This is a genomic window from Seminibacterium arietis (assembly GCF_042675725.1).
Taxonomy (GTDB): Bacteria; Pseudomonadota; Gammaproteobacteria; order Enterobacterales; family Pasteurellaceae; genus Seminibacterium; species Seminibacterium arietis.
Genome location: NZ_JBHTJN010000009.1, coordinates 242,781 through 264,039, shown reverse-complemented (window position 1 = coordinate 264,039; position 21,259 = coordinate 242,781). Strand labels below are relative to the sequence as shown.

Sequence of the window (21,259 nt, the reverse complement as noted above, 5' to 3'; positions counted from 1 at the left end):
CCTCTTAATTAAATTTAATGATAGATTTACCGTAATCCATTTCAGATAGACCGAAATATTCAGCAATTGTTTGTCCTATATCAGCAAAAGTTTCTCGTTTACCCAAGAACTGCTTAGGTACATTTGCCCCATAAATTAAAACAGGAATATGTTCACGAGTATGATCTGTTCCTGTCCAAGTTGGATCACAACCATGATCTGCTGTGAAAATTACAATATCATCGTCAGTAACTAACTCTAATAGCTCTGGTATGCGTTTATCGAAATATTCTAATGCTCCTGCGTAGCCAGCAACATCTCTACGATGCCCAAAATCTGAGTCAAAGTTAACAAAGTTTGTGAAAACAATAGTATTTTCACCCGCTCTTTTGATTTCAACCAAAGTGCTGTCGAATAATGCTTCAATACCTGTTGCTTTGACTTTTTGTGTGATTCCCGTATGTGCATAAATATCAGCAATTTTACCGATAGAGACAACTTCACCTTGTTTTTCTTCTACTAATTTTTGTAATACGGTTTTTGCTGGTGGCTCTACAGCGTAGTCTTTGCGGTTACCTGTGCGGCTAAACTCTCCAGCTTTTGGTCCTACAAATGGGCGAGCAATAACTCTTCCGATATTATAATCTGCAAGTTCTTCACGAACAATTTGACAAAGTTGATATAACTTTTCTAAACCATAAGTTTCTTCATGACAAGCTATTTGAAATACTGAATCTGCTGAGGTATAGAAAATAGGTTTTCCTGTTTTCATATGCTCTTCACCGAGCTTGTCTAAAATAACAGTACCAGAGGAGTGGCAGTTGCCTAAGTAACCAGGAATACCAGATCTTTTTACAATGCGGTTTAGTAATTCTTCAGGAAAGCTGTTCTCGTGCTGAGGGAAGTATCCCCAATCGAATAAAACTGGAACTCCTGCTATTTCCCAGTGACCAGAAGGAGTATCTTTACCAGAAGAAATTTCTTTAGCGTAAGCATATCCTCCGATTAGTTTAGGATTTGGATCAAATCCTACTGGTAATTCACCAGAAGATTGTTGAGTAGCTAGCCCTAAACCTAATTTTTCTAAATTAGGTAAGCATAACGCACCCTCACGTCCTTTTGCATTTGCTTTTCCTTCAGCACATTGCTGAGCAATATGGCCTAGAGTATTTGAACCTTTATCTCCGAATTTTTCAGCATCTTCACTAGCACCGATACCGAAAGAGTCTAACATCATTATAAATACACGTTTCATAGCTACCTCTTATTTAAAATTAGCAAACGTTTTCCTTGTGTCAATATGACAACACCACGAACTAAGTCGTGGTGTTAGTGTAAATAATTTTTCTAAATCATACCGCACTTACTATAGTGCTGCACCACTTAATCCAATAAATAATCCAGCGATAGTCGCACTCATTAGGTTTGCTAATGAACCCGCGATAACCGCTCTAATACCTAATCGGGCAATATCACCACGACGGTTTGGTGCCATTCCACCCAATCCACCAATTAAGATTGCGATAGAACTGAAGTTAGCAAAACCACATAGTGCGAATGTAATAATTGCTTTAGTTTTATCACTCAGTTGAACTGCTGCATCTGCGGCTAGATAAGGAGTAAATTCCATATAACCAACGAATTCATTAATCGCTAATTTTGTACCTATCATCCGTCCTGCAATTTCAGCTTCACCCCAAGGAACACCAATAATCCATGCTAATGGTTTGAAAATCCAACCGAAAATTAGACCAAGTGATAAGTCAGGAATACCGAACCAACCACCTACTCCACCTAAAATACCATTAATCAATGCAATTAATGCGATGAATGCGATCAACATTGCCCCTACATTCATAGCAAGTTGCATACCTGAAGAAGCACCAGCTGCGGCTGCATCTAAGACATTTGACGGTTTTTCTAAATCGACACTCTCAATATCATCATTGAATTTTTGAGTTTGTGGTATCATCACTTTAGCAAATAAAAGACCAGCAGGTGCTGCCATGAATGATGCGGCAATTAAGTAAGTTAGAGGAACACCCATACCTGCGTAGCCTGCCAATACTGAACCTGCGATAGAAGCTAAACCACCACACATTACTGCAAATAATTCTGATTCTGTCATTTTGCTAATGTAAGGTTTAACAATGAGTGGTGCTTCAGTTTGTCCAACGAAAATATTGGCTGCTGCGGACATAGATTCTGCTTTTGATGTACCCAGTAGTTTTTGTAATGCACCACCAATGATTTTAATAATCCATTGCATCACACCGATGTAGTAAAGTAATGAAATAAGAGAGGAGAAAAAGACAATGCTTGGTAATACTTTAACAGCAAAAATGAAACCAACATTACTTGGATCTGCTAGTCCCCCAAATAGGAAAGCAATACCTTCGTTACCATAGCTGATTACTTTACTTATAGCAGCAGCGATACTTTGCAATACGGTACGACCTGCAGGTACATATAAAATTAAAGCACCGATAGCAATTTGAATGAATAATGCTCCGATGATTGTTCGAAAATTGAGAGAAGAGCGGTTATTGGAAAATAAAAAAGCGATTCCAAGTAACACGAAAATCCCAACTATACTGATTAAGGTACTCATAAAAGGTTTTCCTCAAGTTAAATAAAATGCGATAAGAACTAAAAAATAGCATTGTGATTCTACTGTGTTTTAGAATAAAAATCTTTATTAAAATGTCAAAAATGTGAAGGCAAGCGATTGCGAAAAGAAAAAAAGTTGATATTTTTAATAATTTAGTTACATGTCATAGCATGCTATTCTTGGGATAGTTTGCTTTTTCATTATAATTAAGTGCGGTCTGTTTTTTAGCATTTTTTGGTCGCTTTCTTCCATTTATTGAATGAGTTAGAATAGTAAAACGATAGTCTGCGAAAGGATATATACTATGCCAACAATTAGCGTAGCAATGATTGTGAAAAATGAAGAAGCTGATCTTGCAAAATGTTTAGATCGAGTTAAAGATTGGGTTGATGAAATAGTTATTGTTGACTCTGGCAGTACTGATAAAACGGAAGAAATTGCTTTAAGCTATGGTGCAAAATTTTATCGACATGTAGATTGGCAAGGGTTTGGTAAGCAACGTCAAATTGCACAGCAGTATGTTAGTTCTGACTATGTACTTTGGTTAGATGCAGATGAACGTGTTAGCGATGAGCTACGGGATTCAATTCAGCATGCTATTTTGGGAAATGAAGATAATAATGTTTTTCGGTTATCTCGTATAAGTGAAGTTTTTGGACGAGAAATCCGTCATTCAGGTTGGTATCCTGATTATGTTATTCGTTTATATAAAACAAAGTTTACTTGTTATAGTGATGATTTAGTACATGAAAAAGTACAGTTGCCAGCAAATGCGAAAGTTAAAACTTTAGTGGGGGATTTGCATCATTACACTTATAAAAATATTCATCATTATTTAGTGAAATCGGCAAGTTATGCTAAGGCATGGGCAGATCAGAGAGAAAACTCAGGTAAAAAAACAACTTTGTTGCAAGGTGCTAGTCATGCATTAGCTTGTTTTATTAAGATGTATTTTTTAAAAGCGGGATTTTTGGATGGTAAACAAGGCTTTTTACTCGCCGTATTATCAGCTCACTCCACTTTTGTTAAATATGCAGATCTATGGGTGAGGACTGAAACTAATGTTAAAAATCCTGATTAAATAAAATTGCACTTGTGGAGTTTCAATTTGTTTTCAATCGTGTTAAAAATGATCTAGTTCTTTCATGTTGTGGATTGATGAAGATATTTTGTGGTGTTCCTTGTTCGACAATTTCTCCTTTATCCATTACAACGACTAGATCTGCTACATCTAAGGCAAACTGAATTTCATGAGTGACGATGACCATTGTTTGTCCTTCGTTAGCAAGTATTTTCATAGTGTTTAGAACATCTTGTACTAATTCAGGATCTAATGCAGAAGTAGGCTCATCAAATAGCATTAGCTCTGGTTTGATTGCTAGTGCTCTTGCTATCCCTACACGTTGTTGTTGTCCACCAGAAAGTTGATAAGGATAAAGAGTTGCTTTATCTTCTAATCCTATTTTTTTTAGTAACGATAGTGCTTCTAAGCGGACAATATCAATGTTTCTGTTTTGTACAAAAATAGGACCTTCCATAATGTTTTCGATAATAGTCTTGTGTGGAAATAAATGATATTGTTGAAAAACCATACCGCACTTACGTCGTAATGTCAGTATATCTTTGTTACTTAGTTTTTTTTCAAAATCAATGTGTAGCGGATTTTCACTATCAAAATCAATACTTCCTTGCTCTGGTAATTCTAAAGCATTTAGGCAACGCAGAAATGTTGTTTTACCTGAACCAGAAGGTCCTAATATGACTACAATATTGCCTTTTTTGATATTTAAATTCACGCCATGTAAGACAGTCGTCTTGTTAAATGATTTACGAATATTTTGTACTGTTATCATTATCATTTTCCCCTTTAATGAGCAATATAGCGGTTTAAATGAGATTCAATTTTATTTTGTAGAACAAATAAGAAAAAGCAAAAACACCAATATATTAAACCAGCCTCAATATAAACAGGTAAAAAATCATAAGAAGCATTCGCTATTTGCTGTGCTACTCTAAACATTTCTGTGACCGTAACAATAGAAGCTAATGAAGTATCTTTAAATAATCCAATAAAACTGTTACTCAGAGGCGGTATAGCTACTTTACATGCTTGCGGAGCGATAATACGACGAAATGTTTGCAGATAGCTCATGCCGATAGTATATCCAGCTTCCCATTGTCCTTTAGGAATTGCCTGAATAGCAGCCCTAACAGTCTCTGAACCATAAGCACCTACATTTAATGAAAAACCAACAATTGCTGCAGGAATAGGATCAATAAAAATGCCAATAGCAGGTAAGCCATAGAAAACTATTGAAATCTGAACTAGCATTGGCGTCCCTCGAATAATCGAAATGTATAATTTCACAATAATCAAAGAAATGCGATGAAACCATCCTCTTTGTGGAGTGATACGAATTAAAGCAATTGTAACTGCAATGATCATACCAAAGAAAAAAGATACTATAGCGAGAGGAATAGATACCAAAATTGTGGCTTTGACCATGGGGAAAAAGCCATTAATAACTAACTCAGCCCTTGCTTCATTCATGAAGGGAAGTAACATTAAAAAATTATTTAACACTGACGTCTCTACCAAAAAATTGCTCACCTAGTTTTTTTAATACACCTTCATTGCGAAGCTCAATAAGTGCGGTATTGATTTTATCTAAAGCATCATTATTGCCTTTATTCACAATAAATCCAGCACCTATTTTAGTATCAGCCTCCCAAAAAGGACGCAAACCAGAGTTTGGGTGTTTTTTTAGATAATCTAGTAATGCAAGAGAGTCATTAAATGTAGTATCAGCTCGGTTTTGTTGAATAAGCAATAGACCTTGAGCCATATTATCAATTGGAATAACTTCAGCACTATAATGGATAGCAAGTTCACCATAATTGGAGCTGAGTGTTTGAGCGGCTCTTAATCCTTTTATATCTTCTATTTTTTGAATGCGATTTTCGTTATCACGAGCAACGAGCATTGCACCAGACCAACTATAGGGTTCAGATTTGTCAAAAGTTACTTGTCTTTCAGGCGTAGTTAATGCTACTTGATTGGCGACGAGATCAAAACGACCACTTTTTAACCCAGCAAGCATAGCATCCCACTGAGTTTCTTTAAATTCAATTTTAATGCCAAGTTTTTTTGCTACTGCACGAGCCACTTCTACATCATAACCTGTTAATTTACCTTCTGAATTATGATAAGTGAAAGGAGCATAGGTGCCTTCTGTTCCTACAATAATTACGCCTTTTGTATTAATTCGTTCTAATAAATTGTTAGCAGTAGCATTATTAGTTACTAAAAGAGATGTGATTGATAAAGTTAAAAAAATAATTTTTTTAAGCATGATTATTCCTTATAATTAGCTGTGATTAAACTTAAAACCTGCAAATTGATTTTAAAAGGAAAGTGTTTTTTCACAAATAATAATAAGTAATATGTTATTACAAACTAAAATATCATCTTGCTCTAAGATTAGAATCCAAGAGCCTGTTTAATTAGCTTCTCTTTCAGAAACCCAGTCTGATTAACTACGTTCACTCCGATACCACGAGCTAGTCTTTTGAGTGGATTAGATCCAGCAAATAAATCTTTTAATCCTTGCATTGCAACTAACATTTTAACTGCTTCTGTTTTGCGACAAAGTTCATACTGACGTAGATTTTGGTATTCACCTATATCAATATTTAACTGTACATTTTTACGTATTTCTTTAGCAAGTAGAAGAGCATCTTGAAAACCAAGATTTACACCCAAGCCTGCCAGAGGATGGATAGTATGAGCAGCATCACCAGCTAGTGCAATGCGATCTTTTGCAAAGTTACGAGCATAACGAGCGGTGAGTGGAACAGTTCGACGTTCAGACTGTAATTGACATAGTCCTAATTTATTATCAAATGCGACAGTTAAATTTTGGTTGAAAGTTTTTTCATCACAATTGACGAGTATTTCTGCCCGTTGTGGAGGGAGAGACCAAACGATAGAACAAAGATGAGAATGGTGCAATGGTAAAAATGCTAAAATGCTATCATGGTCGAAAATTTGTCTCGCACAATTTTGATGAGGCTCCGCTGTTTCGACGTTACAAACTAAAGCATTATGTCCATAATCCCGAAAAATAAGAGGAATATCTACTTGTTTTCGCAGCCAAGAATTCGCACCGTCTGTGCCAGCTACTAATTTACTGAATAAAATTTCATCATTATCTAATGTTAGTACCGCATGGCTTTCTGTGATGCCTATTTTTTGTGGAAGTGCGGTAATAATTTCAACATTTTTTTGTTGTTTCACTTGTTCCCATAATACATGCTGGATTAAATGATTTTCAATTATATAGCCTAATTGTGAGACACCTAATCCATTGGTACTAAAGGAAATATTAGCAAAACTGTCTTTTTCCCATACTTCCATTCGATTGTAACTAGTTGCTCGCAAATTAAGTAATTTTTCCCATATACCGAGATTTGTTAACAAACTTTGGCTAGCAAAATTTAATGCACTGACTCGGAAAGTAATATTTTCTACCGCACTTTGGGGAGGGGAGCATTCAATAATAGCAATGCGAATGGGAACATCTTTTAAACTTGAAGCTAATGCTAAGCCAACCATTCCTCCACCGATAATAGCGAGATCAACTGTTTTCATATTTTTCACCTTAATTAAAGCCAACCTAACATAGGCTTAGCTAAATATTGTTTTAATAGAGGTAATTGCGATAGTGCCATTAATCCTAGGTTACGTCCAATTTGAAAAGGCAATAGATCGTTAGCAAATATCGAGACTAAGCTATTTGTTAAACTCATTATCCGTTGCTGATCAGCTAGGCGTAATTGCTCATATTTTTGTAAAGTTTGATAGTCACCAATATCTTGTTGGCATAAAAATTGTTGGCTAATTGTATCTGCTAATGCCATGACATCACGTATGCCTAAGTTAAAGCCTTGTCCAGCAATAGGGTGTAATGTTTGTGCAGCATTTCCAACAAGGGCTACTCGGTGAGCTATATGTTTTTGTGTACGATATAAATTTAATGGATAAGCGAAACGTTGACCGCACTTTTGTAGCTTACCAACTCTCCAGCCAAAATGTTGTTGGAGAATAGCTAAAAAATCAGTTTCATTTAAGTTCATTAATTGACTATGATCTTTTACGCACCACACTAAAGACATTAAGTTATTTTTCATCGGCAATAATGCTAAAGGCCCTTCAGTTGTAAATCGTTCAAAAGCACAGTTTTGATGTGATTTTTGAGTTGAAATATTGGTAATAATTGCTGTTTGTTGGTACTGTTGAACAATTTCAGTACTAATTCCTGCTGCATTACCAACAGTAGAATAATTACCATCTGCACCAACCAATAATTTAGCCTGTAAAGTGCGGTCGTTTTTTATGTCGATTTTAACATTGTGTTCTGTAAAGTGAATCTGCTCTACATCAACAGGAGCAATGTAATCGATGTTTGAATATTTAGATATTGCCGCCAATAAAATATCACCCACTTCACTTAATTCGATAACTGCACCTAATTGATTTAAATGAAATTCAGTGGCATCGAATTTTACTATTCCAAAGTGTCCCTTATCTGAAACATGGATATGATGGATTGGCTCAGCTACGGGGGATAATAGTTGCCATAAGTTACATTTTTGAGGCAAAATAATTTCATTGAAGTAACGGCAACTACCATCTGAAAGAGCAATACAGCGAGCATCAAACCCGCCTTGAACGTGTTTTTTTGGTGATTTTTTTTCTAAAACTGCGATTTTTATCTTGCCATTAGTTTTACTACTTAGTGCAAGGGCGAGAGTCGCCCCTGCCATTGCTCCACCAACAATAATCACATCATATTGCATATTATTCCGCCATCAATTTTTCTATCTCTTCTATTTCTTTTGGTACAGCAGAGGTTAGAATTTTATTACCATATTCTGTAATTAAAAGATCATCTTCAATACGCACTCCAATCCCTTTATATTGTTCAGGCACTTGGCTATTTGGTGAGATATACAATCCAGGCTCTACAGTGAGAACCATGCCAGCTTTTAATTCACGATCTCGAATTTTACTATTGCGATCGCCATTGCAACAGTCTTTACTATAACTGCCTACATCATGTACATCTAAACCTAACCAATGCCCCAAGCCGTGCATATAAAATTGACGGTGAGCTTGCTTTTCAATTAATTCATCAATATCGCCTTGCAAAATACCTAATCTTATTAGACCTTCTACTTTAATTCGCACCGCAGCATCATTGGCTTGTTGAATGGAGTTGCCAGGTATGAGTAATTCAATTGCCTTTTTTTGAGCAGCTAACACTATCTCATAAATTTCTCGTTGCGGTTGAGTAAATTTTCCATTGATTGGAAAAGTGCGAGTAATATCTCCTGCATACATAGCAAACTCACATCCCGCATCAATTAACAATAATTCGCCATCTTTTAAGGCTTGATCATTTTCAGTATAGTGCAATATACAAGCATTATCACCCCCCGCAACGATACTATTATAAGAAGCAAATTTTGCACCAAAGCGACTAAACTCGTGTAAAATTTCACCTTCAATCTCTGCTTCAGTTCGATTAGGACGAGTCTGTTTCATTGCTCTAATGTGAGCGAGAGCTGAAATTTGTCCCGCCTGTTGCATAAGAGCGATTTCATTTGCCGATTTGAATAATCGCATTTCATCTAGGATAGGTGACCAACAGCATATTTCAGAAAATTCAGCTTTGCTTTCTGCCAGTAACTTATCTCCCCAAACTTGTTGCATATTCTTATGATAAAGTGCGGTCAGATTTTTAGTTAATTTGAAAAACTGTGTTGAAAAATCGTCAATTGAATAGGCATTATCTATTGATAATTTTTGCGGTGCATTTTGGAGTCCTAAACGACGTCCATGCCAAGTTTCCATTAATGGATCAGATGGACGTAAAAATAGAATACTTTGTGTTGCTCCATTTGCTTTTATCAACAACAAAGCAGAGTCAGGTTCATTAAATCCAGTTAAATACCAAAAGTAACTGTCTTGGCGAAAAGGGTAGTGACAATCATTATTGCGAACTTGTTCTTGTGCAGAAAAAATGATTGCAGCTGTATTTTCTTTCATTTGAGAGAGTAAATTTTGGCGACGTTCAATAAATTCTGTAGTAGGTATTTGTGATGTATAACTAAGATCCATTGTTGTGTTCCTTTATTTGATTTAGTGTAATACCGTTTTAGTCTCAGTAACTAAGGGACGGAAATGAGAATGGAAAAGAGCAACGACAGTACGAATATATTCGATAAGTTCTTCTATTGCATCATTTAATTCATCAATATTGTCTGATTCATCATAGCCTAGTTGAGCAATATCTTGCAAATCTGTTAGGGCTTCAGCAATTTCACCTTTTTCTTTGTCTAAATAAGGCTGAGTTAATCCTAAACCAAGTAAAAAATGACTTACCCATTCTGATAATCCATCTGCACGCAAAAAAACATCTTCCTTAGGTAAAAAAAGTTCGAAATTAAAGCTATTAACATCTAATAGCGTATTAATAATGTGTTGGTAAATAACTTCTATATCTTTTAAAAGCGAAGTTGGATAGGCATGATTATCATTAGTAAATTGATAAATTAGCGACTGCCATTGTTGTTCACTAACATTACCACAAACCAAGCCAGTTAATAATCCATGTAATTCTGCTGCAGAAACTGAAATACTAGCTTGATGCAATTTTTGATCAAGCTCTAAATAAGAGTAAGGTTTTTTAGTCATATCTTATTCCTATGTGAATTTACCACTAGTTTACCACTGTTCTGATTATGCAACCACCAAACAAATAGATTTTTTATGGCGAAAATAATTTGCTATGGCATAATGATTGAAAAATCAGAGTGGAAAATTATATGTCATTAAAAATTATCGAAGTGCCAGTATTAGGGCAAATGCTACGCTTAAACTGTCCAGAAGATCAGCATGATGTATTACGACAAGCAGCTAAAATACTTGATCAACGGATATTCGAAATGAAAGAACGGACAGGTATTTTAAATATTGAGAAAGTGCTATCTATAGTAGCTTTGAATTTAAGTTATGAACTCATCCAAGCAGAGCAGAAAAAACAATTAATTGAAGATATTGTTTCGGCTCGTATTCAGCAATTAGATAGTTCTTTAGACGGAATTTTAGCCGCCAAGACTGACGAAGCGATAAAATATTAATCAATATTGTTATTTTACGTAAATATTGAAAAATTAATCTAGTCAATTAAATTAAATTAAGATAGTATTAAATAAATTTAAGAATTACCTGGGATGTGCGTTAGCGGATTATGTCCCTGAGCCGATACTAAGATTATTATGAGTCGGTGTCCTGTTGTTGGTGTGCAAGCTTACTATGAGTAAGAAGCCTAAAAACAATTGCAACTGATTCCCTTGAACCGTAGGGTTCAAGGACTGACCATCTGCAACGGCATCTCGGGTTCTTTCAAAAGTGTTATGAATACTTACTTGCCTTCTCAACAGTCTAACCAAACGAGAAATCAAATTCGCCATCAAATGCGTGAGGTTCGTCACCGACTTACTACATTTGAGCAACAACAAGCTGAACGATGTATTACTGAAAAAGCTTTAAATTTAGTTGAACAACATGGATGCCAAACAGTTGCCTTATATTTGTCTTTTGATAGTGAAATTTCAACCGAATCATTGATTAAGAAATTATGGCAAGAAAAGATCAATGTTACTTTACCTGTATTGCACCCTTTTTCAAGAGGAAATTTATTATTTCTTAAATATCAATCGGATACTATTATGCAAAAAAATAGGTATGGTATTTTACAACCTAAGCTTAACGTGCAAAATGTCGTTCCTCTCGAACAAATAGATATTATTTTCACTCCGCTAGTCGCTTTTGATAAAAATGGTAATCGAATTGGTATGGGCGGAGGATTTTATGACCGCACTTTACAACATTGGCAACAAAAATCATTTCTACCCGTAGGATTAGCACATCGATGTCAGCAACTTGATAATTTACCTACAGAAATTTGGGATATTCCTCTTGCAATGGTATTGACGGATTAGTCTGATTGTACTCAGTTGGTTTAATATAATCTGTTCTGTCTCTTTCTTTATTAGGCGAAATATTTGCTTTAGTTTATAATCTGCGATAAATAATCGAAATTGAGTATATTTATGGCACAAATTGCACAAAATCCCCTTGTTTTAGTTGATGGATCTTCTTATCTATATCGTGCTTACCATGCTTTTCCACCATTGACCAACTCTTTAGGTGAACCTACAGGAGCAATGTATGGAGTATTGAATATGCTAAAAAGTTTGATTGCAAAAGTTCAACCAAGCCACTTGGCAGTAGTGTTTGATGCTAAGGGAAAAACATTTCGTGATGAAATTTTTGAGCAATATAAATCTCATCGTCCACCAATGGCAGATGAATTACGATCACAAATTCAGCCTTTGCACGATATTATCCGAGCGTTAGGGATTCCATTGTTAGTAGTGGATGGAGTTGAAGCTGATGATGTAATAGGTACACTTGCAGTTCAAGCATCTGATAGCGGTAAAAAAGTATTAATTAGTACGGGTGATAAAGATATGGCCCAATTAGTTAATGATAATATTATGTTGATTAATACTATGAATAACACATTGTTAGATCGTGCTGGTGTAATTGAAAAATATGGTATTCCTCCAGAGTTAATTATTGATTATTTAGCGTTAATGGGTGATAGCTCAGACAATATTCCAGGTGTCGCAGGTGTTGGTGAAAAGACTGCACTTGCATTGCTTAAAGGTATTGGGTCTATGACTGAAATTTATCGTAACCTTGATAAAGTGGCGAATTTATCTATTCGAGGTGCGAAAACTCTCGGTGAAAAACTAAAAAACGGCAAATCTGATGCTGATTTATCTTATTTGCTTGCTACTATTAAAACTGATGTTGTGCTTGATATTCAGGCAGAGCAATTGATCTTGGCTGAAAGTGATCAGCAAAAACTAGAAGAGTATTTTAGTCGTTACGAATTTAAACGATGGTTAGCTGATTTTAACAGTAAAAGTGCGGTGAAATCTATTTCAAAAATTGAAAAGCAAAATTACCAAACTTCTACAACAATCATGCCACCAGAGCCTCTTCAAAATAAAATAAAAATTGACCGCTCTTTATATGAAACTGTCAATACGCAAGCTCAATTAGAAAATTGGATTAAAAAAATTCAGAATGCGGCTTTTGTTGCAGTAGATACGGAGACAACCTCGCTTGATGCGATGACAGCGGAGTTAGTGGGAATTTCTTTTGCTATAGAAAATGGTGAAGCATGCTATATTCCAATTGCTCATAAAAGCAAAATAGATAGTCAAGCTGATTTATTTAGTGAAACGATGATTACAGCTAATTCAGTGAAATTAGATATTAATCAAATAGATAAGACATCTTGTTTGGCTCAACTTAAACCAATATTAGAAAATAAAAAGATTAAAAAAGTTGGGCAAAATATTAAATATGATTTAACTATTCTCGCAAATAATGATGTTGAGTTGCAGGGAGTTACGTTTGATACCATGTTAGAGTCCTATGTGCTGAATAGTACGGGTCGACATAATATGGATGAATTAGCGAAACGCTATTTGGGATATGAAACAATTTCATTTGAGCAGTTGGCAGGGAAAGGTAAAAATCAATTGACTTTTGATCAAATTGATATTGAACAGGCTACGGAATACGCTGCAGAAGATGCTGATGTAACGATGAAATTACATCAACAACTATGGGACGAATTGCAAAAAATACCAAAATTACTGAAATTATTTAATGAGATAGAACTACCGCTGATGGAAGTGTTATCACAAATGGAACGTAATGGCGTACTTATCGATAGTAAGGCATTATTAGCACAATCAAATGAAATTGCAGAAAAATTAAGTGTGATTGAACAACAAGTTTTTGAGCAATGCGGTGAAACGTTTAATTTAGCTTCGACTAAGCAATTACAAGAAATCTTATTTAATAAATTGGGGCTACCTGTAATTGCAAAAACTCCTCGAGGTGTTCCATCCACTAATGAAGAAGTATTAGATGAATTAGCTAGCATGGGACATATTGTACCTAAGTTGTTAATTGAGCATCGAGGGTTATCAAAATTAAAATCCACTTATACTGATAAATTGCCTCAAATGGTTAATCCGAACACAGGGCGTGTACATACATCTTATCATCAAGCCGTTACTGCGACAGGACGATTATCTTCAAGTGATCCTAATTTACAAAACATTCCAATTCGTAATGATGAAGGTCGCCGTATTCGTCGAGCTTTTATTCCATCAGAAGGATTTAAAATTGTTGCAGCAGACTATTCTCAGATTGAGCTTCGCATTATGGCACACTTATCACAAGATAAAGGGTTAATTTCTGCATTTAAAGATGGAAAAGACATTCATCGCTCTACTGCAGCTGAGATTTTTGGATTACCTTTAGATCAAGTAACGACGGAACAACGTCGTAGTGCAAAAGCAATTAATTTTGGTTTAATTTATGGTATGAGTGCTTTTGGTCTTGCTAAACAGTTAGGCATTTCGCGTGCAAATGCACAAAAATACATAGACTTATACTTTCAGCGTTATCCAATGGTGCAGACGTTTATGACCAATATTCGTGAAAAAGCTAAATTACAAGGTTACGTAGAAACACTATTTGGTCGCCGTTTATATTTGCCAGATATTCATTCATCAAATGCGATGCGACGGAAAGGAGCTGAGCGTGTAGCGATTAATGCTCCAATGCAAGGTACAGCTGCGGATATTATCAAACTAGCGATGATAACTATTGCACAGGAGATAAAAAATGACAGCAATATTCGCATGCTTATGCAAGTACATGACGAACTGGTGTTTGAAGTGCGGTCAGAAAAAGTAGAAGAATATTGTTCTCGTATAAAAACATTAATGGAAAATGCTACTCAATTAATTGTACCTCTCATTGTTGATGTTGGAGTTGGGATAAATTGGGATGAGGCACATTAAAATATGAGAAAATTTCACCGCACTTTTAGTACAAAAGGATTAACAAAGATTGGATAAAATCCGATTTTGATATATAGTAATTCACATTTTATTAAAGTTTTGTAGGTCAAAAATGTCAAATAAATATAATGTAAAAACTTTTCAAGGAATGATCTTAGCACTGCAGGATTATTGGGCAAATCAAGGCTGTACCATAGTTCAACCGTTTGATATGGAAGTGGGTGCAGGTACATCACATCCAATGACTTGTTTGCGTGCGTTAGGTACTGAACCGATGGCATTTGCCTATGTGCAACCGTCCCGTCGTCCGACAGATGGTCGCTACGGCGAAAATCCGAATCGTTTACAACACTACTATCAATTCCAAGTAGTGATTAAACCGTCGCCAGATAATATTCAAGAACTTTACCTTGATAGCCTGAAAATGCTTGGCTTCGACCCAACTCAAAACGACATTCGTTTTGTAGAAGACAATTGGGAAAATCCAACGCTAGGTGCATGGGGATTAGGCTGGGAAGTGTGGCTAAACGGTATGGAAGTGACCCAATTTACTTACTTCCAACAGGTCGGTGGTTTAGAGTGTAAACCAGTTACGGGTGAAATTACTTACGGTTTAGAGCGTTTAGCAATGTATATTCAAGGCGTAGATAGCGTTTATGACCTTGTTTGGTCTGATGGCGAACTGGGTAAAACCACCTACGGCGATGTATTTCACCAAAACGAAGTGGAGCAATCAACTTACAACTTTGAGTACGCCGATGTAGATTTCTTGTTCCAATGTTTTGAACAGTACGAAAAAGAGGCTCAGTACTTACTTAACTTAGAAAAACCGTTACCATTGCCTGCTTACGAACGCATCTTAAAAGCGGCTCACAGTTTCAACTTATTAGACGCTCGCAAAGCGATTTCTGTTACCGAACGCCAACGCTACATTTTACGCATTCGTGCTTTAACTAAAGGCGTTGCCGAAGCGTATTACGCAAGCCGTGAAGCCCTAGGATTCCCTGGTTGTAAGAAATAATTTTGTGAGCAGAATGTACGGTTTTAAGGAAAGTATATCAAAGCAGGATCTGGCTGAAATAGACAACATTGCTGTATTTAGTGGGCGGATACACCCCATTGATACATTAGAAAAAGCCAATAATGCGTTGAAATTTCTAAAACAAGAGAAAGTTGTCGGTTTTGATAGTGAATGGAAACCAGCGTTTGGTAAAGGTTATCGTCACAATAAGGTCGCCTTAATTCAAATTTCAACCCAAACTGATGCTTATCTCTTTCTAACTAGTAAAATCGGCATTCCGATTGAATTGGCAAAGTTGTTGGCAGCACCTCATATCAAAAAAATTGGCTTAGGTCTGAAAGATGATTGTTGTAGTATTAAACTTTTAGTTCCTGATTTTCCTTTTGCAGGCTTTATTGATTTGCAAGATATTGTTGATGAATTTGGCATTAAAGATAAAGCATTACGCAGAATTTATGCTATTTTGTTTAATGAAAAAATGTCCAAATCTCAGCAAAAGTCAAATTGGGCAGCTATTCGGCTATCTAATGCTCAATTAAAATATGCTGCATTAGATGCTTATGCTTGTCTAAGGATTTATTGTTATTTAATGGAAAAACGAAAGGAGAAACAGATGAAACCTGTTCTATATTTTGCAGACTGGTGTCCAGATACTGCACCATTTATCGCAAAATTAGAAAAATTGGGAGTGAAATATGTACCGTTTGATATGACTAAAAGTGGTGCAGCTCTTAAAGCATTTTTGAAATTACGGGATACTCACTCTGCGTTTGAGCAAGTGAAAATAAATGGTTCGATTGGCATCCCCGCTTTGTTATTGGAAGGCAATAAAATTGTACTGGATTTGGCAGAGTTAGAAGATTTTTTTAGCTGACAAGTGGTTATTTTTCAGTAGGATATTTGCAAAATAAGCAACTTAACCACAAATTCAGCATTAATTCAGAACACCGCTCTAATTATTGAGCGAGCAAGATCTTATATTCGCCAAACGGTCAATTCTGCTATGGTGCTGAGCTACTGGGAAATTAGTCGCTTTGAACCCTAGATCGTCAAATTTTAGTGCTTTACTACGAGTGGCAGCTGGCAAACCAATAGAAAGAGCTTGTGGTGCAAGACTCAGTGGCAAAAAGCGAACCACTGAAAGAGACAATCCAAGATTATTTGTGAGAACCGTACATTCTGGATTTTCTCAATTTGCAGGATAAAAGCTACCAATAAAGCCTAGTAGTAATTTATAAGATTTTTTGCTTGAACTGGGTAAAGATTTTTGCCTTTGTGGAACGGTAAAATCGGCAGGCTCAAGCATCAAGATATCGGGCAAATAGACACTTATGTTCGCCTGTATGATAAACAGTTTAAAGGGGCGATGACAACCCAACCATTGGCTTGGTATCATGTAGCGAACAGAATGAAGCAGCAGATTGAGAAAGTGAAAGAAAGGTTTGAGTTGAGATTGTGAAATCAGTGATTGCAGAATTCAGAGAGATTAAGATTTTGCACACAGTGTCTGCAAAATTGTGTATACACCGTGTGCACAATTTGAAATGATGTTAAGAAATAATATAAGAATGAAAAAGTTTACTTTTATTGATTTATTTGCTGGGATTGGTGGATTTCATCTAGCAATGGAAAGTCTTGGTGGAGAATGTGTATTTGCTTCTGAAATAGATGAATACGCAAGAAAAACCTATGAGTATAATTTCAAAAAAAGTAATCCTAACTTATTTTATAGCAATAATTTTAATGATGATATTAGAAAAATAAGCTCTTTTGATTTACCCGATTTTGATGTGCTTTGTGCTGGATTTCCTTGTCAGCCGTTCAGCCAAGCAGGATATAAGCGTGGATTTAACGATACGCATAAATCTGAAAGAGGGAATTTATTTTTTAATATTGTTGAAATTTTAGAAGCTAAAAAACCTAAAGCGTTTTTTTTAGAGAATGTTCGAGGTATTGTCAATCACGATAATGGAAAAACATTCAAAATTATTCGTGATATTCTAGAACAAGAATTGGGATATAGTTTCTATTTTCAGATTATTAAGGCTTCAGATTTTGGATTACCACAATTACGACCACGTGCTTTTATGATCGGTTTTAGAGATGATCAGATATTGAGTAATTTCTCTTTTCCACAGCCAATACCACTAAAATTAACAATGTCCGATGTTTGGGGAGGAATTTGTGATCGAGAAATAGGTTATACACTCCGTGTTGGTGGTCGTGGTTCTAAAATTGGGGATCGTAGAAACTGGGATCATTATTTAGTTGATGGTGAAGTTCGTCAGGTTATGCCTGAACAAGCAAAAAAAATGCAGGGTTTTCCTGATGATTTTGAGTTTCCTGTACCTAAATCACAAGCAATGAAACAGCTTGGCAATAGTGTTGCTGTTGATGCTGTAAGAGCTTGCGGAGAAAGAATGATCGAATATATGAATTTTTTGGATCATATGAATGGAAAAGATGAAGTGAAAAAAACAAAAAATAAAGGTGAGTGGACTGAGCTTTATACTTTCTTAAAATTATTAACTGATCAAAAAATTTATTTAGCGGATAAGGATCTCAATCAAAAGCAAGATTTCTTCAAAGTGAATAAAGTCACTACACTTAACATTCAGCAAGATTGCTATTTATCAGAAAATGATATTGTTGAAGTAGAAGATAAGAAAACAGGTGTAGTTCATCAAGTGAAAACATCTTCATTTTTAAATCAAAATGTATTAGATACTCTTGCTGAAAGCATAAAAAATGGGCGTGGGACTTTTGATATTCCAGAGTTTCATATCATTAGCAATCAGTTAGGAGTTACCTTAATTAAAGGTGGAAACTCTAATCAGAAAGCAGATATTGTACTAGATGTAGAAGATGAAACAGGGCAATACAGTGAGCAAGGTTTTGGTATTAAATCATATTTAGGAAGTGATCCAACTTTATTAAATGCTTCAGGAAATACCAATTTTGTGTATAAAGTTAGAAATTTATCGTCAGAACTATTAGATGAGATTAATTCTATTAACACAAAAACAAAATTAAAGGATCGTATATCAGCTATTTATCAACAAGGTGGATATTTAGAGTTTGATTGCATTGAGCAAACAACGATGGGATATAACCTTGATCTAGTTGATAGCATTATGCCTAAATTAGCGGCAATGATGTTGCTTGAGTTTCATAAAAATAGAACAAATACGATTGATGAAAATCTACGCTCTATTTTTGCTCAAAATTCTGAATTATTTGGTACAGATTTAGATGGTTTAAGAATTAAAGTTAAGAAATTATTAGTTGCAATTTTACTAGGATTCTTTGCAGGTTCTAAGTGGAATGGACAATATCTTGCTAATGGTACGATTGTCGTAAAAAGTGATGGTTCTCAACTTGCTTATCATATTACTGACTTAGCTAGTCTAGAAAATTATTTATATGAAAATATCCGTTTTGATACTCCATCTACTACTCGTCATCGATATGGTTCATTGATTGCGGAAAATGGTAATCTTTATTTCAAATTAAATTTACAACTTAGATTTTAGAGACAGAGAAAAACAAAATGACAACACAAAACTTCCTCGCCGAGATCGGCACAGAAGAGCTGCCACCGAAGGCACTCAAAAAATTAGCGACCGCATTTGCGGAGAATGTAGAGCAAGAGTTAAACCAAGCGAGTTTGGCTTTTGATAAAGTAGAATGGTTTGCTGCTCCTCGCCGTTTAGCGGTCAAGGTGTTGAACCTTGCGGATAGCCAACCAAGCAAGCAGATCGAAAAAAGAGGTCCTGCGGTGTCGGTGGCGTTTGACGCCGAAGGAAAGCCGACCAAAGCAGCGGAAGGCTGGGCGAAAGGCTGTGGGATTACTGTTGAGCAAGCGGAACGCGTTGCGACCGATAAGGGCGAGTGGTTGGTTCACCGTGCAGTGATTGAAGGTCAGCCGACTAAAAATTTGCTAGTAGATATTATTGCTAAATCACTGGCGAATTTGCCGATTCCTAAAACTATGCGTTGGGGCGATAAGAGCGAGCAGTTCGTCCGCCCTGTGCATACCGTCACTCTTTTATTTGGTGCGGATTTGATTGAAGGTGAGATTTTGGGCGTGAAAAGTGGCAGAACTATTCGTGGTCATCGTTTCTTAGGCGAGCGTGAATTTACTATTGAAAATGCGGATCAATATCCACAATTATTGAAAGATCGTGGATCGGTAGTGGCAGATTTCAACGAACGAAAATCGTTGATCCTTGCAAAATCTCAAGAAAAAGCGACCGCACTTGGTGGCGTAGCAGATATTGAAGAAGATTTGCTTGATGAGGTAACCTCTCTTGTAGAATATCCGAATGTGCTGATAGCCAAGTTTGAAGAGCGTTTTTTAGCTGTACCAGCAGAAGCTTTAGTTTACACAATGAAAGGCGATCAAAAATACTTCCCGATTTATGATAAAAACGGAAAATTATTACCGCACTTTATTTTTGTGTCGAACATCAATCCAGAAGATCCAAGTAAAATCATCGAAGGTAACGAGAAAGTAGTTCGCCCTCGCTTGACCGATGCGGAGTTCTTCTTCAAAACTGATTTAAAACAGAAATTGGAAGAGCAATTACCACGCCTTGAAACGGTGCTGTTCCAACAACAATTGGGTACATTGCGTGATAAAACGGCTCGTATTGAAGCATTAGCAGGTGAAATTGCAGCACAAATCGGAGCGGATCAAACTAAAGCAAAACGTGCAGGATTGCTATCAAAATGCGACTTGATGACTAATATGGTGTTTGAATTTACTGACACGCAAGGCGTGATGGGTATGCACTATGCACGAGCAGATGGCGAGGATGAAGAAGTAGCAGTGGCACTTAACGAGCAATACATGCCTCGTTTTGCTGGCGACAACTTGCCGAACAGCTTAGTAGCTTGCTCTGTAGCCTTAGCAGATAAATTCGACACGCTTACGGGAATTTTCGGTATCGGTCAAGCACCAAAAGGCAGTGCTGATCCATTCGCACTTCGCCGTGCAGCATTAGGTTCACTTCGCATTATCGTGGAGAAAAACCTGCCGCTCGATTTGGCTGAAATCGTATCAAAATCGACCGCACTTTTCGGCGATAAGCTGACTAATAAAAATGTGGTGGAAGAGGTCGTGGATTTTATGCTCGGTCGTTTCCGTGCGTGGTATGAAGGAGAAGGTATTGCAGTAGATGTAATTCAGTCTGTGCTTGCTCGCCGTCCTACAAAGCCAGCGGATTTTGATGCTCGTGTGCGTGCTGTCTCTCATTTCCGTTCTTTAGATAGTGCTGAAGCATTAGCAGCATCGAATAAGCGTGTGAGTAATATTCTTGCTAAAGCAGATGTTGAGATTGCTGAGATTGATTTAAATGTTTGCGTTGAACCAGCAGAAAAAGCATTAGCAGAATCTGTGATTACATTGAAAAATGAAGTTCAACCATTAATTGTTAAAGGTGATTACACTACAGTATTAGATAAGTTAGCAAATCTCCGTCAACCTGTTGATACTTTCTTTGATAATGTAATGGTGAATGCTGAAGATAAAAAAGTTCGTCAAAATCGACTCGCAATTCTAAAACATTTACAATCTTTATTTTTACAAGTTGCAGATATTTCTTTGCTACAATAATGAAAGA

The 21,259-nt window shown here is 36.2% G+C and carries 18 protein-coding genes, 1 other RNA gene and 1 pseudogene; 10 read left to right on the top strand and 10 right to left on the bottom strand.

Going from position 1 to position 21,259, the window contains the following annotated elements:
- Positions 1-4 precede the first annotated feature (4 nt).
- Complete coding sequence (locus tag ACFQ02_RS05190) at positions 5-1,234, bottom strand: phosphopentomutase (protein WP_380820153.1); 1,230 nt, start codon at positions 1,232-1,234, stop codon at positions 5-7.
- 111 nt (positions 1,235-1,345) lie between these two features.
- The gene (locus ACFQ02_RS05185) at positions 1,346-2,590 is read right to left on the bottom strand and encodes a NupC/NupG family nucleoside CNT transporter (RefSeq protein ID WP_380820151.1); all 1,245 of its coding nucleotides are present in this window, start codon (positions 2,588-2,590) and stop codon (positions 1,346-1,348) included.
- Positions 2,591-2,894: 304 nt separating this feature from the next.
- Between ACFQ02_RS05185 and ACFQ02_RS05180 the strand changes: the two genes are divergently transcribed.
- A complete protein-coding gene (locus tag ACFQ02_RS05180; RefSeq protein WP_380820148.1) occupies positions 2,895-3,671 on the top strand; it encodes a glycosyltransferase family 2 protein in 777 nt (258 codons plus the stop codon).
- A 22-nt stretch (positions 3,672-3,693) separates the two neighbouring features.
- Here ACFQ02_RS05180 and ACFQ02_RS05175 read toward each other — a convergent pair whose 3' ends face one another.
- From ACFQ02_RS05175 to ACFQ02_RS05145, 7 genes are all read right to left on the bottom strand, one after another.
- Positions 3,694-4,443, bottom strand: a complete 750-nt coding sequence (locus ACFQ02_RS05175) for an amino acid ABC transporter ATP-binding protein (protein WP_380820146.1) — start codon at positions 4,441-4,443, stop codon at positions 3,694-3,696.
- Between the two features lie 14 nt (positions 4,444-4,457).
- The gene (locus ACFQ02_RS05170) at positions 4,458-5,174 is read right to left on the bottom strand and encodes an amino acid ABC transporter permease (RefSeq protein WP_380820143.1); all 717 of its coding nucleotides are present in this window, start codon (positions 5,172-5,174) and stop codon (positions 4,458-4,460) included.
- The gene (locus ACFQ02_RS05165) at positions 5,164-5,943 is read right to left on the bottom strand and encodes an amino acid ABC transporter substrate-binding protein (RefSeq protein ID WP_380820141.1); all 780 of its coding nucleotides are present in this window, start codon (positions 5,941-5,943) and stop codon (positions 5,164-5,166) included. The genes ACFQ02_RS05170 and ACFQ02_RS05165 overlap by 11 nt, the downstream gene beginning before the upstream one ends.
- 128 nt (positions 5,944-6,071) lie before the next feature.
- Positions 6,072-7,241, bottom strand: a complete 1,170-nt coding sequence (locus tag ACFQ02_RS05160) for an FAD-dependent monooxygenase (RefSeq protein ID WP_380820139.1) — start codon at positions 7,239-7,241, stop codon at positions 6,072-6,074.
- A gap of 14 nt (positions 7,242-7,255) precedes the next feature.
- Positions 7,256-8,449: a 2-octaprenyl-6-methoxyphenyl hydroxylase gene (gene ubiH / locus ACFQ02_RS05155; RefSeq protein ID WP_380820136.1), complete on the bottom strand. Its 1,194-nt coding sequence runs from the start codon at positions 8,447-8,449 to the stop codon at positions 7,256-7,258.
- A gap of 1 nt (position 8,450) precedes the next feature.
- Entirely contained in the window at positions 8,451-9,773 is a 1,323-nt protein-coding gene (gene pepP, locus ACFQ02_RS05150) for a Xaa-Pro aminopeptidase (RefSeq protein ID WP_380820134.1), read from the bottom strand.
- A gap of 21 nt (positions 9,774-9,794) precedes the next feature.
- A complete protein-coding gene (locus ACFQ02_RS05145) occupies positions 9,795-10,349 on the bottom strand; it encodes a YecA/YgfB family protein (RefSeq protein ID WP_380820132.1) in 555 nt (184 codons plus the stop codon).
- Positions 10,350-10,480: 131 nt separating this feature from the next.
- Here ACFQ02_RS05145 and ACFQ02_RS05140 point away from each other — a divergent pair, with 131 nt between their 5' ends.
- The 7 genes and pseudogenes from ACFQ02_RS05140 (at position 10,481) to ACFQ02_RS05110 (ending at position 16,509) form a co-directional block, all read left to right on the top strand.
- Positions 10,481-10,795, top strand: a complete 315-nt coding sequence (locus ACFQ02_RS05140; RefSeq protein WP_380820130.1) for a cell division protein ZapA — start codon at positions 10,481-10,483, stop codon at positions 10,793-10,795.
- Positions 10,796-10,877: 82 nt separating this feature from the next.
- Positions 10,878-11,061, top strand: a non-coding RNA gene (gene ssrS, locus ACFQ02_RS05135) — 6S RNA.
- 10 nt (positions 11,062-11,071) lie between these two features.
- On the top strand, positions 11,072-11,659 hold the full coding sequence (locus ACFQ02_RS05130) for a 5-formyltetrahydrofolate cyclo-ligase (RefSeq protein WP_380820127.1): 588 nt from the start codon (positions 11,072-11,074) through the stop codon (positions 11,657-11,659).
- A 111-nt stretch (positions 11,660-11,770) separates the two neighbouring features.
- Positions 11,771-14,614 carry a DNA polymerase I gene (gene polA / locus ACFQ02_RS05125; protein WP_380820125.1) on the top strand — a complete coding sequence of 948 codons (2,844 nt, stop codon included), beginning with the start codon at positions 11,771-11,773 and terminating at the stop codon, positions 14,612-14,614.
- A 112-nt stretch (positions 14,615-14,726) separates the two neighbouring features.
- Positions 14,727-15,635, top strand: coding sequence for a glycine--tRNA ligase subunit alpha (gene glyQ / locus ACFQ02_RS05120; protein ID WP_380820123.1), 909 nt, complete (start codon positions 14,727-14,729; stop codon positions 15,633-15,635).
- Between the two features lie 13 nt (positions 15,636-15,648).
- Positions 15,649-16,221: pseudogene (locus ACFQ02_RS05115) on the top strand (3'-5' exonuclease); the annotation flags it as partial.
- A 27-nt stretch (positions 16,222-16,248) separates the two neighbouring features.
- On the top strand, positions 16,249-16,509 hold the full coding sequence (locus ACFQ02_RS05110; protein WP_380820184.1) for a hypothetical protein: 261 nt from the start codon (positions 16,249-16,251) through the stop codon (positions 16,507-16,509).
- A 78-nt stretch (positions 16,510-16,587) separates the two neighbouring features.
- Here ACFQ02_RS05110 and ACFQ02_RS05105 read toward each other — a convergent pair whose 3' ends face one another.
- A complete protein-coding gene (locus tag ACFQ02_RS05105; protein WP_380820121.1) occupies positions 16,588-16,761 on the bottom strand; it encodes a hypothetical protein in 174 nt (57 codons plus the stop codon).
- 442 nt (positions 16,762-17,203) lie between these two features.
- Between ACFQ02_RS05105 and ACFQ02_RS05100 the strand changes: the two genes are divergently transcribed.
- The gene (locus ACFQ02_RS05100) at positions 17,204-19,168 is read left to right on the top strand and encodes an HpaII family restriction endonuclease (RefSeq protein ID WP_380820119.1); all 1,965 of its coding nucleotides are present in this window, start codon (positions 17,204-17,206) and stop codon (positions 19,166-19,168) included.
- Positions 19,169-19,185: 17 nt separating this feature from the next.
- Positions 19,186-21,252 (top strand): glycine--tRNA ligase subunit beta, encoded by a 2,067-nt coding sequence (glyS, locus tag ACFQ02_RS05095; protein ID WP_380820117.1) that lies wholly within the window; start codon positions 19,186-19,188, stop codon positions 21,250-21,252.
- Positions 21,253-21,259: the final 7 nt, after the last annotated feature.

Excerpts from the sequence above, each read along its gene's own strand:
- ACFQ02_RS05145 (WP_380820132.1), bottom strand. The coding sequence starts at position 10,349 with ATGACTAAAAAACCTTACTCTTATTTAGAGCTTGATCAAAAATTGCAT.
- ACFQ02_RS05130 (WP_380820127.1), top strand. The coding sequence starts at position 11,072 with ATGAATACTTACTTGCCTTCTCAACAGTCTAACCAAACGAGAAATCAA.
- ACFQ02_RS05160 (WP_380820139.1), bottom strand. The coding sequence starts at position 7,241 with ATGAAAACAGTTGATCTCGCTATTATCGGTGGAGGAATGGTTGGCTTA.
- glyS (WP_380820117.1), top strand. The coding sequence starts at position 19,186 with ATGACAACACAAAACTTCCTCGCCGAGATCGGCACAGAAGAGCTGCCA.
- ubiH (WP_380820136.1), bottom strand. The coding sequence starts at position 8,449 with ATGCAATATGATGTGATTATTGTTGGTGGAGCAATGGCAGGGGCGACT.
- ACFQ02_RS05140 (WP_380820130.1), top strand. The coding sequence starts at position 10,481 with ATGTCATTAAAAATTATCGAAGTGCCAGTATTAGGGCAAATGCTACGC.
- polA (WP_380820125.1), top strand. The coding sequence starts at position 11,771 with ATGGCACAAATTGCACAAAATCCCCTTGTTTTAGTTGATGGATCTTCT.
- ACFQ02_RS05185 (WP_380820151.1), bottom strand. The coding sequence starts at position 2,590 with ATGAGTACCTTAATCAGTATAGTTGGGATTTTCGTGTTACTTGGAATC.
- ACFQ02_RS05190 (WP_380820153.1), bottom strand. The coding sequence starts at position 1,234 with ATGAAACGTGTATTTATAATGATGTTAGACTCTTTCGGTATCGGTGCT.
- ACFQ02_RS05175 (WP_380820146.1), bottom strand. The coding sequence starts at position 4,443 with ATGATAACAGTACAAAATATTCGTAAATCATTTAACAAGACGACTGTC.
- ACFQ02_RS05100 (WP_380820119.1), top strand. The coding sequence starts at position 17,204 with ATGAAAAAGTTTACTTTTATTGATTTATTTGCTGGGATTGGTGGATTT.
- glyQ (WP_380820123.1), top strand. The coding sequence starts at position 14,727 with ATGTCAAATAAATATAATGTAAAAACTTTTCAAGGAATGATCTTAGCA.
- ACFQ02_RS05180 (WP_380820148.1), top strand. The coding sequence starts at position 2,895 with ATGCCAACAATTAGCGTAGCAATGATTGTGAAAAATGAAGAAGCTGAT.
- ACFQ02_RS05110 (WP_380820184.1), top strand. The coding sequence starts at position 16,249 with ATGAAACCTGTTCTATATTTTGCAGACTGGTGTCCAGATACTGCACCA.
- ACFQ02_RS05165 (WP_380820141.1), bottom strand. The coding sequence starts at position 5,943 with ATGCTTAAAAAAATTATTTTTTTAACTTTATCAATCACATCTCTTTTA.
- pepP (WP_380820134.1), bottom strand. The coding sequence starts at position 9,773 with ATGGATCTTAGTTATACATCACAAATACCTACTACAGAATTTATTGAA.